Raw genomic sequence first — 14,540 nt, forward strand, 5'->3', positions numbered from 1 at the left:
AGTCTACGACACTGTTAACGAATACCGGGAACGGTGCGGCGAGGCGTTTCGTAAACACAATATTAGCCAAGGAAACGACCCTCAAGCCGCGATTTCCGATGACGCTCGTGCGCGGATCCGCACCGAAGTCGCGACCGCGATGTTCACCCAGGAGTACGAGCGTGTCCCGTTGGATGCTCGCGAATTATCGTCCTGGGTGGCACGTGTATCGCGGCCGAAAGCTGCCGCGGTCGCCGGTTTCGATATCACTTTCTCGCCAGTCAAGTCCGTGTCGGCGTTGTGGGCGATCGCACCGAAGGCGAGCGCCGAGCGGATCGCCGCGGCGCACGAAGCCGCGGTCGACGACGCGATCGAATGGCTCGAACGCCACGGCATCTACACCCGGCTGGGCCGCAACGGTGTCCGGCAAGTCGATGTCGAAGGCATCGTCGCGGCCCGGTTCACGCACCGCGAATCCCGCTGCGGTGATCCGGATCTGCACACACACCTGCTGATCGCGAACCGGGTCCGCACTCTCGATGGCCTGTGGCGGACCTTGGACGCGTCGATGATCTACCGCCTGACCGTCGTGGTGAGCGAGATCTACAACTCCCGCCTCGAACACCACCTCACCGCAGACCTCGGACTCGGGTTCGCCGAACGTCCCGGAACCGATCCGGCCAAGCGCCCGATCAGCGAAATCATCGGCGTGCCATGGGTGTTGATTCAGCACTGGTCCCGCCGCGACGCCGCGATCACCCGGCGTCTCGGAGAGTTGGCTACCGCGTTCCAGGCCCGGGTGGGGCGTGAGCCGATGCCCAAGGAAATGTACGGATTGGCCGAGCAGGCCACCCTCGACACCCGCCCTCGCAAGCACATACTGCGGTCCCTGGCCGAGCAGCGCCGAGATTGGCGCGGACAGGCTCTTGCCGTGCTGGGTGGGCGCGAAGCACTCGCGACCGCACTCACCAGAGTGTTTCGCCAACCACTCACGCCGCCACGAGTTCTCGACGCCGATGCTGTGGCGTGGGTCGCGGCCCAGGTCCTGGAAACGGTGTCGGGTGAGCGGTCGACGTGGCAGTGGCATCACATTCGCGCCGAGGCCGAACGCCGACTGCGCGGTCTGGTGGATCGCGACCGGTGGGCCGAGACCGTCGAAGCGGTCACCGCCCACGCGCTGGCACCGGAGCGGTCGATCGCACGCGGAGACCCCGACACCGCCGCGGAACCCGCGCTGAGCCGCGTGCCAGCGGTGTTCCAACGACGTAGCGGTGCCAGCGTCTACAACACGTCCGGTGCGCAGTCGTACACGTCCGCGCGGCGGCTCCAGGTCACCGATCGGTTGATCGACCTGTCCCTGCAGACCGGGACCCGCACCCTCCCCGAGCAGTTGATCACCGCCGCGATCGACGCCTACAACTCCGACCCGGCCCATCAGGATCGCCAGTTGAACGCCGGGCAGATCACGGTCGTGCGGACTTTCGCGCGCTCGTCCTGGCGGATCGAGACCACCAACGCCCCCGCCGGTGCGGGAAAAACCACCGCCATGCGTGTGCTGGTGGACGCATGGCGCGCCTCGGGTGGCACCGTGCTGGGGTTGGCGCCGACCGCGGCGGCGGCAGCGGAACTCGCCGCGGCAACCGGTGCGCGCACCGAAACCGCCGACCGGCTGCTGACCATCATCGACGCCCACACACCCTCACCGAATCCACGCCACACGAATGGTTTTGCCGCGTCGGTGCCGCAGTGGGTGCTGCAAATCGGGCACAACACATTGGTGATCGTGGACGAGCACATCAAACTCGGCGACGACAAACGCCTCCGGCTGTTCGAGTTCCTCACCGCTCGCGACGCGGTCATCCGGTGCGTCGGTGATGACCGGCAACTCCCCGCGATCGAAGCCGCGGGCAGCGCCGCGGACACCGCCGACGCGGCCCGCGCCTCCACCCTGAGCCACGTAGTGCGGTTCACCGACACCGCCGAAGGATCCGCGAACCTGCTCCTGCGCGACGGGGATCCGGCCGGATTCGCGTACTACCTCGACCACCAACGCGTGCACTCCGGCGCCCCAGCCACCGCACACGACCACGCCTACGCGGGCTGGATCGCGGACCACCTCACCGACCGCGATGCGCTCATGCTCGCCCCCACCCACGCGATCGTCACCGACCTGAACGAACGCGCCCGCGCCGACCGCCTCGCCCGCGACACCACCCCCATCGGCCTAGAGACACGGCTGTCCGATGACCTGTTCGCCTCAGCCGCCGACATCATCTGCACCCGACACAACGACCCCGGACTACGCCTCGGGGAACACGATTGGGTGCGCAACGGCTACCGATGGATCGTCACCGCCGTGCACCCGGACGGCAGTATCAGCGCAAGACATCTGCAATCCGGGCGCCGGCTCGGGCACAGCACGGTCCTGCCCGCGGACTATGTGCGAGCGCATGTGCGCCTCGGGTATGCGGTCACGATCGACTCCGCCCAAGGCATCACGGTCGACACCTGCCACATCGCACTGACTGGATCAGAGTCACGCAACCAGCTGTATGTGGCGCTCACGCGTGGCGCGCACGCCAACCACCTGTACGTTCCCACCGCCATCGACGGCAGCGAAGCATCCTTCTGGACCGAACCCGGACTCATGCCACGCACCGAATTGGATGTGCTGCAACGGATCCTTTCCCGCGACGCGACCCAACAGTCCGCACTCACCGAACTACGCGACGCCCTGGATCCGCACCGGCGAATCGGGCGCGCGGTGGACATCTACCTCGACGCAGTCGGCTTGGCCGCCGAACACGCACTCGGCGCCGACGCGCTAACTCGGCTCGATGACGCGGCCGAACATGTGCGGCCGGGGCTCACCGGCGCGGCCGCGTACCCGGTGTTGCGGGGCCATCTGGCCACGATCGCCTTGTCCGGCCAGGACCCGGTCACCGCCCTGCACAACGCAATCCACGCTCGTGAACTCGACACCGCCGACGACCCGGCCGCCGTGCTGGATTGGCGGCTGGACCCCACCGGCACCCACTCGACCGGCCCCGGCCCACTGCCATGGATTCGCGGCCTGCCACGCGAACTTCCCGACAACACGGTCACAGAACAACTGCACGCACGGGCACGGATCATCGCGGACCTTGCCGCCCAGATCACCCGCGAGGCTCACATCTGGGACGCGGCGACCGCACCGATCTGGGCACGGCCCCTGCTCGGGGATCCGCGCTTGATCACCGATCTCGCGGTGTGGCGCGCGGCCAACCATGTCCCCGACACCGACCCGCGCCCCACCGGCCCGACGCGCTACCCGGTCCTCGAACGAGACCACAAGGCATTGCTGGACGTCCGGATCACCGACGCTGTCGGGGACCTGCACACCGCCGTCGCCACGTGGTCGGGCCTGGCCAAACGGGTCGACACTCGCATCGTGTCCGACCCCTGGTGGCCAGTACTGGCCGAACACCTCGACACCGCCGCAACCGCAGGCCTGGACATCGACGCACTACTCACCGACGCCGCAGCCCAACGCCCACTGCCCGACCAGATGCCCGCCGCCGCACTGTGGCTACGCCTCGGCCTGGATCCCGCGGCCTTGTCCACCGCTGCCGCAGCACAGAATCTGCGGCCCGAGTGGACCGATCACTTGCAGCAGTTACTCGGCGACGAAGCCACCGAGCGCATCACCACCAACCCCGCCTGGCCACGCCTGGTTGCGGCCCTGGACCGTGCGACCAGCACGGACTGGACACCCGCCGATCTGCTGGCCACGGCCTACGAACTACTCCGTGCCGGCCAACCAGACATCACCACCGGTCCTCGCCCCGACCGACTCGCCACCGCACTCGCATGGCGCGTCGAAGCCCTCCTTCGCCCCGAAACACCGCCCACACCCGAACCCTCAACCGATACGGCACACGACATGGATACACACGACACCCCTTCCCATGCCCGCCCGCCTGCTCCGAACCCCGATTCCTCGGTCCTCACACAACTCGATGCCGTCAGTGAGTTGTTCCGCACCGGCAACATCGATGAGGCGGCCACCCGGTTCGGCACTCTCACCGAGCAACTCTCCGTCGAGGAACGCGACATCCTCGAGAAGGTCGCGAACACCCTCTACACGAACAGTTTCCCGGTCGCACGAGCCCGATTGCGATGGGCCGCAGACAGATACCCTAACCATCGCGAACTCATCCTCGCGTGCATCCCGGACACCGATCCGCACACCTACGCCCCTGCGGACAGCTCCGCGCGCTACCCAGCCTCCCGAAATCCGGTGCGCGACGCCGCACCCCGAAATCATCCGGAACGAACCGAACCCACCCACCGGACACACCACCCACCCAACACCAACCAGGACTTCATCGACAGCTACCTGCACATCCGCGGCCACATCGACGAAGACCCCGATCACCTGCCGATCCCACCCGGAGTCGACCACCGCTACCAATCAACCGCCCCTGAAAAACGACCAGATGGCTACACCCTCGACTACGACCGCGCCGCAGTCCCCCGCACCCACGGATACAGCTGCCTCCACTGCGGAATAGAACGCGCTGCCAACGACACAACTCCACAACGCGGTCAGCACAGCGACGACGGCCTCTGCGGCCAATGCCGCGACGACGGCCACCCTGGCATCCCCGACCACAACCCCGCCGAACACATCCCCGCCCGCTGCACGCACATCACCAACACCTATCCACCCGCCTTAGCACAATCGAAACTCCGCCGCGACTGGCGTGACGCACCCACCCGCCGCGACCGCAACACCATCCACACCTGGGTCACTGAGCACCCACTCCCGGGCACACCACCAACCAACACACATGCCATAGATGTGTCCGATCCGGCGCAGATGCTCACCGATCGCGAACTCACCGCACACATCACGCACACCGAAAACCGACTCACGTTGCCCGCCGACGAGGACATCCTGTTCGGTCCCGCCACACCCGGCGACGACGATCACACCGAACCGACCGTGCACGTTGGCTGGCTGCGAAACGAACTCGCCGACCTGCGCGCGGAGCAGCACCGTCGCGCCCGGCTCACCCCCGAACAGGCAGCAACCGAACTCATCATTCGCACACACCATCGCCCGGATATCGCGACCGATCCGATGCAGGGCAACGCGCTGGACGAGGCAGCCGATCCGGCCGCGCGACACGAGGACCTCGGCTTCTGAGCGAGGGACGGCGCAAAGTATGCTTTCGCGCGGCAGTTGCGAGCCACGGCGCACCAGGAAGCACCCACGGCGCCCCGGTGTAGTGAAAGGTCCCTGGCGGATCCCGCCGAAAACTATTACGCGAGAAGTGAACTACCCGTCCCACGACTACCGGGGTGCGGGGCGGAAGGTGCCCTTGGAGGATGTCGTGGTTCGCAACGCCTACCGTAAATCCCGCACGAGGCTCGTCGCCGCGGTGCCTGGGTCTCCCACACCGAGGCCGCGCGCCTGCTGCAAACCCGCCCGCTGACCCTGACGCCGACCAGTACGCGCTACCGCCGTGAAATTGCGGTCTCGTCCGGCAGGTCCTGCGCAGCACCCATCAGCAGATCTTGTCGGTTACGACCGCGGAACTGGATCTGATCGATGTGTCGTCACCGCCGGTGGTCCGTCTCGCCCGGATCGGCCGCCGTTTCATGACTGCCAGCTATGTCAGCGACCGGCTGCACTGATATGCGCTGATTCCCGAACGAGACTTCTTCTTCACTGTCCGCAACGCCTGCGCCGCCCCGGGTATTGCCCTCGGTGAACAAGCCGGGCCACATCTATTCACCAAGTCCCCTCCCACTCGTCTCCACGAGCTGCAAGACGCTTTCAGGTATGTCATGCATCGCGGTCGGCCTCGCCACCGTTCAACTCGCCCCGCCCATGATCGAGCTCGGCGACGGTCTGATGTTCCCCCGGATTGGCGGGGTGCATCTCTATTGGTCAAGTCGCAGAACGGGACTCAATGAAGTGTTGTCTATGGCGTCGAGCGCCAGATGACGTTGGATAGATGCCATTTCAGGCAAGCGCATCACCGCGCGTGGAGACGCTTCGGCGGCGACGCGACGGTCGTAGTCGGCACGTCCCGCGCGGGCGCGATTTCGTTGTCCGTCCGCGTCGGACTCGTCCTGCTGAGCGTGACCGAGGGTAGTGCCTGGGACGGACCTCGGTCCGGACCTTGGGTGCACTGACCGCCGGTCTGATCGTCCTGGCTCTGTTTATCCGCATCTAAGGTCGAACGAGCGACCCGATGGTCGACTTACGCCGCATTTCGGATCCCTGCCATCACACTGCCCCTGGCCGTCGAGTTTCTCAGGATGATTCCGATCATCACCTACAGCTATGACGTTCCGCAGTTGCTGCAAATCTGCCTCATGATGATCGCTAGCCTTTCCATTCCGCTGGTCACCGTGGTGCTTTTCGCGCTGTTCCACGCCGGCCTGTTAGCCATCGTCATCTGGGCACTGTTCATCAGCACCGCTCTCTGGTTGTTCTGGGCGGGCACGCCTAATCTCATGGTTGATGCCGTTTCGCAGGACCACACTGGTCAGCGCAGGCGTTCAGAACTCGGTCTTCGCCCTGGCGACATCGGTAGCGTCCGCACTCATCGGGTCGGCGCTGGCCAACGATACGGTCGCAACGAGCGCCGGGGGCCCGATCTTCGGGACACCGGATTCGTGATCATCTTCATCTACGGCGCCACATAGCCTCGCCCGCCCGGCATCACGACGATGCCAGCGTTCGCATCGTCGCCCGGTAGAGGTCGGCGACGCGGCGCTCGACATCGCAGTCCTCAGCCAGACCGACCTCCGGCCCCACCGCGGCCCGCACCCCCATATCGGACAAAATCTGTACAAGCCTCGGATTTCCCATCTCCCCCGCACCCGGCGGACGGCGACCGGTCCTTGCCTCCAGCGCCAGGTCAGGCCCTGGAGCAGATCTGGGCCCATCAGCAAGCTGAACAGTGAATATCCGCGACGCGGGAACGTGCAGCACGTCCGAATCGTCGGCACCACTGCGGGCATGGTGCCAGAGATCGAAAACCAGCCCGCCGTTCGCACGGCCGGCCGTCTCGACCAGCGACCACGCCGTGTTCAGGTCGCCGACCGTCGTGAACGGAACGAACTCGAGGGCAACCCGTAACCCGTATTCGGCCGCGTCGTCGCACAGCTGGGCGAAGGCACCCGCATCGCGGTCCAGATCGACGCCGTCCTCCGTATCGTGGACCGCCGTGATGGTGGTTCCGCCCAGTGCACTACAGACCTCGAACAGTTCGTGCCGATCGGCCTCGATCACCGTAGCTCCCGACCCGAGACGGTTACCGACCCACTCGCGACAGCCGTCGCAGTCGGTCAGCACCAGACCGTTGTCCTCGAGGATCATCCGCATATCGGCCAGAGCGAGGCCGTCCCTGAGACGGGCGTGCCGCCACACATTGGGCCAGCAGCTGACCGCATCGAAGCCGGCCGCAGCCGCCATTCCGACGAACCTCCGGAACGGAACCTTGGCCAGACATCCGTTCATCAGGGTCAAATGTTCGACCAGTCCACCCGCAGACAGGACTACCGCCCACCGAGCACGGCGTCGGTGTGCTGGCCGACGACCGGGGTCCGGCTCGCCGGTTCCGCCGGGGTGACCGACAGGCGCGGGGCGGCCACAGGCACGGTGATCGCGCCCTGCTCGTCCGTAGTCATCTCGGTCAGACAACCGCGGGAACGCACATGGGCGTCGTCGCGGATCTCGCGGGCGGTCTGAACCAGTGAGACGGGTAGACGCCGGTTCACGAGTTCCTCGACCACGGCGGTGTGGTGCCGCTTGCTCGTCCATTCCCGCACCGATGCCTCCACATCGCCGATCGGTACGCCGTCGTCGTCACGGAGTCCATGTCCTGCCAGAGTTGCGAGATCGGACAAGTGCCTGGGGGTCGACGCACTGATGGCCACCCAGCGATCATCCTCGGTGGGAAACACGTTGCGCACCACCGAGTCTCGCAGCCTGCTTCCGAGACGAACGGGCACCTCGCCCGCACCGTCGTACTCGGCATGGATCGGCGCCCCCGCTTGCAGCAGGCTGTCGATCGGGTTGACATCGACGAGCTGCCCGCCACCACCGTGTGCCAGACGGTGGTAACAGGCGGCGAGTACCCCGAAGGCGCCCGTCACGGCCGTGACCGCATCTCCCATCGGAACACTGGGCAGCACGGGCGGTCCGTCCGGGTCTCCGGTGACATGAGTGAGCCCGGTGAACGCTTCGCCGATGGTGCCGTTGCCGGGGCGATCGGCGTACGGTCCATCCTGGCCGTACCCGGTCACCGACACGTACACCAACTCCGGATTCAATGCGTGGAGCGTCGGAAAGTCGATACCACGCTTTGCGAGAGTTGCCGGCGGGAGATTCACCACCAGCACATCCACATCGGCAACCAGCCGACGCAGCACAGCACAGCCCTCATCGCTGCGCAAGTCGAGCTCTACGGAACGCTTTCCACGAGCCAGCAGCGGCCACATCCGGCCGGGGTGGTGACGGTAGGTGTCCCCACCCGGCTGCTCGATCTTCACTACATCCGCACCGTGATCGGCGAGCAATGTCGCGAGGTACGGTGCCGCGTACAGGGTGGACGCGTCGATGACCCGCAAGCCCGCCAGCGCCCCGCTCATCTGCCGGTCTCCACTGCCGACGCAGCGCTCGCAGACTTGCCGATCATCGCACCGGAAGGCGGTGCACCGAACAGCAACACCGAGGTGTCCGGGGGCGGAGGCATAGCCGCCCAGATATCGCGCGCGGCGTCATCGGGGGTAAGCGCTTCCCCTGCCGCGAACGCGGCCGCCAGGTGCGGAGCCATGGGATACACGGCCGGGTCCAATTCGGCTTCCCGTCTCGTTGTGGCGCTGTCGACCATCCCGGGGCGGACGGCAACGACCCAGGGACCGGTTCCGCGTCGGGCCCTCTCCCGACGCACTGCCCGAACCCAGTGTTCGACACCGGCTTTCGCGGCGCCATACACGCTATGGCCCTCGATCGGCATCCGAGCCGCGGCAGACGACATCAGCAGAATGCCGGACTCGTACCCCGAACTCGGCCCCACCGCACGCAAGAACCAGTCCGCGAGTACCAGTGGCGCAGCGGAATTTCCGATGACGTCCCGGTAGTAGAGCCGTTCGTCCATCTCGCCGGCGTAGCCGGTGGATCCGTCGAACAGAGCGTTGTGCACGAAAATGGCCCGTTTCCCGGTGAAGCCGTCCAGCACCTTGTCGAACGATTCACGCAACGCAGACCACGTCGACGGTTCGCCGAGGTCGAACCGAATATTCTCGAGGTCCGGATGCGCCGATCGGGACGCGTTGATGATGCGGGCTCCCTCATATGGACAGGTCCGGACCAATCCGGCGCCCAGCCCTCGGGTGGCTCCGGTGATCCAGACGACTGTGGCGGTCATACACTGCTCCTTCGCTGTTCCCGGCATCGCGTTCGACCAACCAATTCCGTTGCGGGACTTCGCCAGTCAACTTCTTCACTGCTCGAACACCACATCCGCACGGACACACGGCCTGACCGAGCAAATCCAGGATTAATCGTACAATTAGATGTATCTTTTAACTATGGAGATCAGCAAAATTGTAGAAGCCGCGGACAGCCTCCGCAGGGCGGTGAGCGGTGACGGCGCCGATCTCAAGCTAGTTCGTGTCGACCTTCGTCGGAGCCAAGTGGAATTGCAGTTGGACCTGGAGTCCGCAGGGTGCGCCGACTGCGTTCTGCCTCCGGATGCTCTGCGGCGCATGGCCGACTCCGCACTGAAGCGCAGCTATCCCGGCGACTACACCGTATTGGTCTCCGATCCCCGGGAAGGAGAGGAAAGCACGGAGGACACGTCCGGCCCGGTCGCCGGTTCGACGAACTCGACAGGTGGAAGTCTTCGCTCGTTCATCCGAGTTGTCGAACCTTGCGCGGTCGCTGGCTTGGGCGATTCCGATCCCGGTCCCGCCTTGAAGTCCGTGGCGCACAAACGGATCGGTTTCCGAGTCGACGTACTGTGGCGGTCCTGGGACTGGGTCGTCGACGAATGGGCCACAGAGCTGCGCGCCGCCGGTGCCGAACCGGTGATCTGGCGACGCGCTCAGGGCCTGGACGGCGTGTCCGGACGCGACCAGGACGCCTCCTACGCGGAATTCTTGGCGTCGGTGGACGCTGCGGTGTCCGGCCTGGCGAATTGTGGCTCGTGCACCTCGTGGACGGTCAAGGATGCCGTGGCCGCGCTGCGTGCGGGTCTGCCGACTGTCGCGGTCGCGACCGCCCAATTCGCGCCTCTGGCGCAGACGCTGGCTGGGCAGTACGGCCGTTCGGGTTTGCGTGTGCAACCACTGCCGTATCCCCTGGACCTCCGACCAGAAGCCGAAGTACGCGAAGTAGCAAGAGAACACTACGCGGACTTCATCGGGCAGCTCACGGCGACCAGCACTGTGGCGATCTGAGATGGCGACGATCGACGCGACGCAGCAGTACATGCTCGGCTCATTCGCCGAAGCTCCGGCCGACATCATCGAATTCAACCGGTATGCGCGGGACGCCGGCTGGTCCGACGGTCTGCCGCTGATCCCACCCACAGAGGAGCGAGTCCGCGCGATGCTCGCAGCGGTGGACGCAGACCCGGACGAGGTCGTCGCCGAACTGCCCCCATCCGGAGCTTCGTGCACGCTCGCCAAGCTGGCGGCAAACGCTGTGATGGCAGGGGCACCGCCGACGGCCCTGCCCCTCCTCCGGACAGCGCTGGCCGCGATGGCCGAACCCGAGTTCGACCTGCACGCACTCAATGCAACCACGGGATCGGCGGTTCCCGCGCTCGTTGTCAACGGGAAGATTCGGCACGAGCTGGAGATCCCTTTCGGCGCCGGATGCCTGGGGGGCGCCGAAGGTGGTGCACCGGCGCTCGGCAGGGCCTTGCGTCTGACCATGCGCAATATCGCCGGCCAGCGCATCGGGGTCACATCCCAGAGTGTCTACGGGACACCGGGCCGCGTGGCCGGGATCGTGTTCGGCGAATGGGAGGAGCGGTCCCCGTGGGCTCCATTGGCTCAGCGGCGCAGTGTCCCGGGGGACGCTGTGACCGTCTACGGTGCGATGGGAACGGTGAACATCTGCGATATCGTCGCCACCACCGGAGCGTTGCTACTGGAGATCATCGGCAAGTCGCTCGCATACCCAGGCGCGAACGGATTCCTCACCTCGACCGTGTTCTCCGAAGTGCTGGTAGCCGTGAACCCGATTTGGGCGGAAATCATCGGCCTGGATTTCCCCGACGCGAACGAGGTGGCCGAGCGTTTGTGGAGCCACGCCGCGCTCCCGTTGGATCACTTCCCCGAAACCCACCGCGGTCCGATCGAAGCACTCGGCCGGGTCGACGAGCAGGGGCAGGTCCACCTCACGCCCACACCGGCTGATGTCATCGTTGTAACAGCTGGTGGCTTGGGCGGATTGCACGCGGCCGTTCTTCACAGCTGGGGGGCCACGCGATCCCAGACCCGCGCCGTCCGATAACCGGGGGCCATCTACTGACAACACTGACGACGTCGAAGAAATCCAGAAGACCTTCAACCGTGTCTGGTCCGACGGCCGGTGAATTGTCATGTGCTTACCAGACCTTCGACCCGGAAACTGGGGTGCCCTCGTCCTGGCCGAGAGCACCCCCGGGGGGAACAGCGCCAGAATCCGTCTGTCGCGTTCAGAAGCCCGCTCACCTGTTGTGGCGGCGCGATATAGAGCATCCGCAATGCTTCATGTATCTACGAAATATTCAGTCGCGCAACAAGTTTCGCCGCAGCGCGAAGAGACAGCCCCGCCGCGCTGCGCGGACATCACCCTTCGTCGTTGACCCAGCGGACGAACCTCGTCAAGGGCATGAAGCCATCGTGTGGCAGCCCCTGCTCCACGCCCCCGGCACCGCCGAGCGCCACAACACGCTGCACACCCATAGCGGCGAGCCCATCGCGCAGATGTTCCTTGCGGTGCGGGGGATACACGCCGACAGTCTGGGTGGCGACGTTCGCATAGGTCACGGCATCACTCAGTTGTTCCACCGGAACGACATTGACCGTGCGCATGTCCGGGTGGAAGTCGACCGGATCAGCGGACCGGATCACCACGCCGGATCCGGCGTAATCACCCCAGACACGGTAGAAATCGTCCAGCCCACGCAGGCCTTCGATCTCCTCTCTCAGCTCGGGACCGAGTGGCCGGCCCCCAGCGCTCGCGTGCGGCCGGGTCACACCCATCCGCTCACAAAGCAGCGCACAGTAGCGGTCGACTTCTTCTTCGGTGCCTTCGACGAACTGGAAGCGCGACGCGGAGCACGCCTGCTGCTCCACTAACGTCGCGTCCGTCGCGGCGAGGTCGGCAGCCTCTCGAAGCGTCTCCTCCGATTCGAATGCTTCGCGTCCGATCAACGAGATCGACGTCTTCGGATCGAAAGCGACGAGCTCGAACCCGGGACCGACGTACTTCTGTGCGTTGATGATCGTCGAGCCTCCGCCCCACGCCACGAGCTTGTCGAAGAACTGCGGGCGGAACAGCGTGCTCTCGACCTTCGTGTCACCACCGCGCCAATAGGCGGCCGAGAACGACTGCGTGACCGGGTGATTCGGTGCGACCGCGCCGAGCGCTCGCAACAGGGCCGGAGCGGTGAACAAATCGTTCGAGGGAATCTTGATCAAGTTCAGGCCCTTGATCAGTGCACCGCGGACGATCGTCTGTGCTGCGACACCGGGCGAGTTGCCCGCGATGACGTGAATGAGCCGCGGCGGAAATGCCCGCACCCGGTGGGTCCGTCCACTGGGAGCATCGGTGATCATCCGCCAACCGTCGATGACGTCTTTACCGCCGAGTTCGTTGGCGATCTGGAATTCCATCGACCGGCGCGTGAATGTCTTCGGGAGATGTTCGTAGGATCGTTCGACGACCTCGGCCGGCAATGGGCTGGTCAGCTGAGCGAAAGCCATCGCTTTCGCGAATTCCCCGTCCTTGTCCTCGTTGATCCAGTTCCCGACTTCGACAAGTACATCGATGATCTCGTCGACGGGTACATCGAACGCAGGGCCTGGCTCGGCACGAGTCCAGACGATCTCGTCGAGGTCGAGTGCAGGGGTCGAGAATTGTCCCGCGCCTCTGCCGTATGTGAGAGCCTCGCCGGTCTTGACCCGGCCCTTGACTACGTGGGGTACGGCAACCGGGCTGGCGTTCTGTGTGGTGGTCATTCGCCGACGGCTCCTCGAATGTAGGCATCGATGGTCCCGGCACAGCCGATGTGATCGTCCTGGCCAGCCCGCGCAAACCGAGTAATGTTGTCCAGCAGCGTTTTCCCCGGCCGTCCGCACGGGCATCGGTCGGCGAGGTCGATCGTCACCTTGTCGCCGGTGATGATGCCGCCCCAGCGGCCTTCCACACCCAGGTCGAGAAATGCGAAGCGCGCTTCCAAGAGCCCCTCGACGGCGTCATCGGGGCCGAGGATGCGCTCACCGTTCTCGTCGAGCGGCAGCACGATCAGCCCGGGAGCAGCATGGTAACGGCCGGCGTCACAAAGGGGAAGCGCCTGGGACAGTTCGGTCATGCCGTATGTGGAATTCCGTACGACATCACCCCAGAATCGAGCTACCTGTTCCTTGTAGTCAGCCGGCAGGGTCACCCCCTTCACGCCACCCCCGGCGGAAACGATGGATTCGGGATGGAACTCGCCGTCCCCGACTCCCTGCTCGTGGGCCCGCTGCAGGATCACCATATGCTGAGCCCACAGTCCACTGACGAAGATCGGCTGGTCGCGATGTTTCAGGAGTGCGTCGGTGAAGCTGTCGAGATCCGCGCGCATGCGCGCGGACTTCGCGGCGTCCGCCGATTCCATCTCGGCGATCTCGTGCGGAGTTGCCGTGCCGTTGGCCATCTTCGTGCGGAACGCCGCCGCTCTACTGACCTCGGAGATCAGCAGCGGTTCGTCCGACAGGGCGTGCACCTCACCAGGGCGTGCCCAGATCTCGGCGTTCGTATGGAATGCCTCGACAGCACTGGTCCGTCCGAACGACGGCCCCATCCAGAACATCACGTGGTCGCCGTCGGATCGGGTGCGCGGCCAGCCGCTGGTGTATTTGAAGTGACGTGTCTTGCGCGCGCGGTCCGCCATCGTGTGATTCAGGAACGATACTTTCCCGCTCGTCCCGCTCGTGGCGATGACAGCATGCCCGGCGGCCCACAACCGCTCGAGCCAGTCGTCGACGTCGACCACGCCCTCGAGGTCCACATCGGAGAAGTCTGCCGACGACAGCGTCGACAGCCACTGCAGCATCTTGTCCCAGCGCCCCTTGTCGTAGAACGACTGTGGATAGGATTTGTATGCGGTGTGAGTGAACAGCAGCGGCACGATGTCCGCGTAGGACCGGATGGCATCGATACCGGCTTCCTTTGCGCGCTTGTCCAGCAAGGAGATCCGGCCACGCTGCCACTGGAACAGTTCATCGGCCGCTGCGATCCGATGCGCCGCGAGGTCGTCTCCGCCGAGCGCGAACGCCCGGTCCGGATCCTCGATGTA

Annotated in this window: 9 protein-coding genes; 4 read left to right on the forward strand and 5 right to left on the reverse strand. The window is 65.4% G+C overall.

The genetic code is table 11. The features are described from left to right. Positions 1-139 precede the first annotated feature (139 nt). Positions 140-5,170: a MobF family relaxase gene (mobF, locus tag K7711_RS40790; protein WP_235748576.1), complete on the forward strand. Its 5,031-nt coding sequence runs from the start codon at positions 140-142 to the stop codon at positions 5,168-5,170. Between the two features lie 1,121 nt (positions 5,171-6,291). After that, positions 6,292-6,681 carry a hypothetical protein gene (locus K7711_RS40795; RefSeq protein ID WP_222977349.1) on the forward strand — a complete coding sequence of 130 codons (390 nt, stop codon included), beginning with the start codon at positions 6,292-6,294 and terminating at the stop codon, positions 6,679-6,681. 16 nt (positions 6,682-6,697) lie between these two features. Here the strand turns inward: K7711_RS40795 and K7711_RS40800 are convergent, their stop codons facing one another. From K7711_RS40800 to K7711_RS40810, 3 genes are all read right to left on the reverse strand, one after another. Then, positions 6,698-7,453, reverse strand: coding sequence for a sugar phosphate isomerase/epimerase family protein (locus K7711_RS40800; protein ID WP_222977351.1), 756 nt, complete (start codon positions 7,451-7,453; stop codon positions 6,698-6,700). 83 nt (positions 7,454-7,536) lie between these two features. Further along, positions 7,537-8,631 carry a CaiB/BaiF CoA transferase family protein gene (locus K7711_RS40805; protein ID WP_222977359.1) on the reverse strand — a complete coding sequence of 365 codons (1,095 nt, stop codon included), beginning with the start codon at positions 8,629-8,631 and terminating at the stop codon, positions 7,537-7,539. Then, a complete protein-coding gene (locus K7711_RS40810) occupies positions 8,628-9,410 on the reverse strand; it encodes an SDR family NAD(P)-dependent oxidoreductase (protein ID WP_222977360.1) in 783 nt (260 codons plus the stop codon). Before K7711_RS40810 ends, K7711_RS40805 begins: the two co-directional genes overlap by 4 nt. Before the next feature lie 340 nt (positions 9,411-9,750). Here K7711_RS40810 and K7711_RS40815 point away from each other — a divergent pair, with 340 nt between their 5' ends. Both K7711_RS40815 and K7711_RS40820 read left to right on the forward strand, forming a co-directional pair. Then, entirely contained in the window at positions 9,751-10,443 is a 693-nt protein-coding gene (locus K7711_RS40815) for a UGSC family (seleno)protein (protein ID WP_443678116.1), read from the forward strand. A gap of 1 nt (position 10,444) precedes the next feature. Further along, entirely contained in the window at positions 10,445-11,506 is a 1,062-nt protein-coding gene (locus K7711_RS40820) for a hypothetical protein (RefSeq protein ID WP_222977362.1), read from the forward strand. 317 nt (positions 11,507-11,823) lie between these two features. On the opposite strand, the gene K7711_RS40825 is transcribed toward K7711_RS40820, so the two are convergent. Both K7711_RS40825 and K7711_RS40830 read right to left on the reverse strand, forming a co-directional pair. Then, the gene (locus K7711_RS40825; protein ID WP_222977363.1) at positions 11,824-13,218 is read right to left on the reverse strand and encodes an acyl-CoA reductase; all 1,395 of its coding nucleotides are present in this window, start codon (positions 13,216-13,218) and stop codon (positions 11,824-11,826) included. Beyond that, complete coding sequence (locus tag K7711_RS40830; RefSeq protein ID WP_222977364.1) at positions 13,215-14,372, reverse strand: hypothetical protein; 1,158 nt, start codon at positions 14,370-14,372, stop codon at positions 13,215-13,217. Before K7711_RS40830 ends, K7711_RS40825 begins: the two co-directional genes overlap by 4 nt. Positions 14,373-14,540: the final 168 nt, after the last annotated feature.

The sequence above is a fragment of the Nocardia coffeae genome, from assembly GCF_019890715.1.
GTDB lineage: Bacteria > Actinomycetota > Actinomycetes > Mycobacteriales > Mycobacteriaceae > Nocardia > Nocardia jiangxiensis.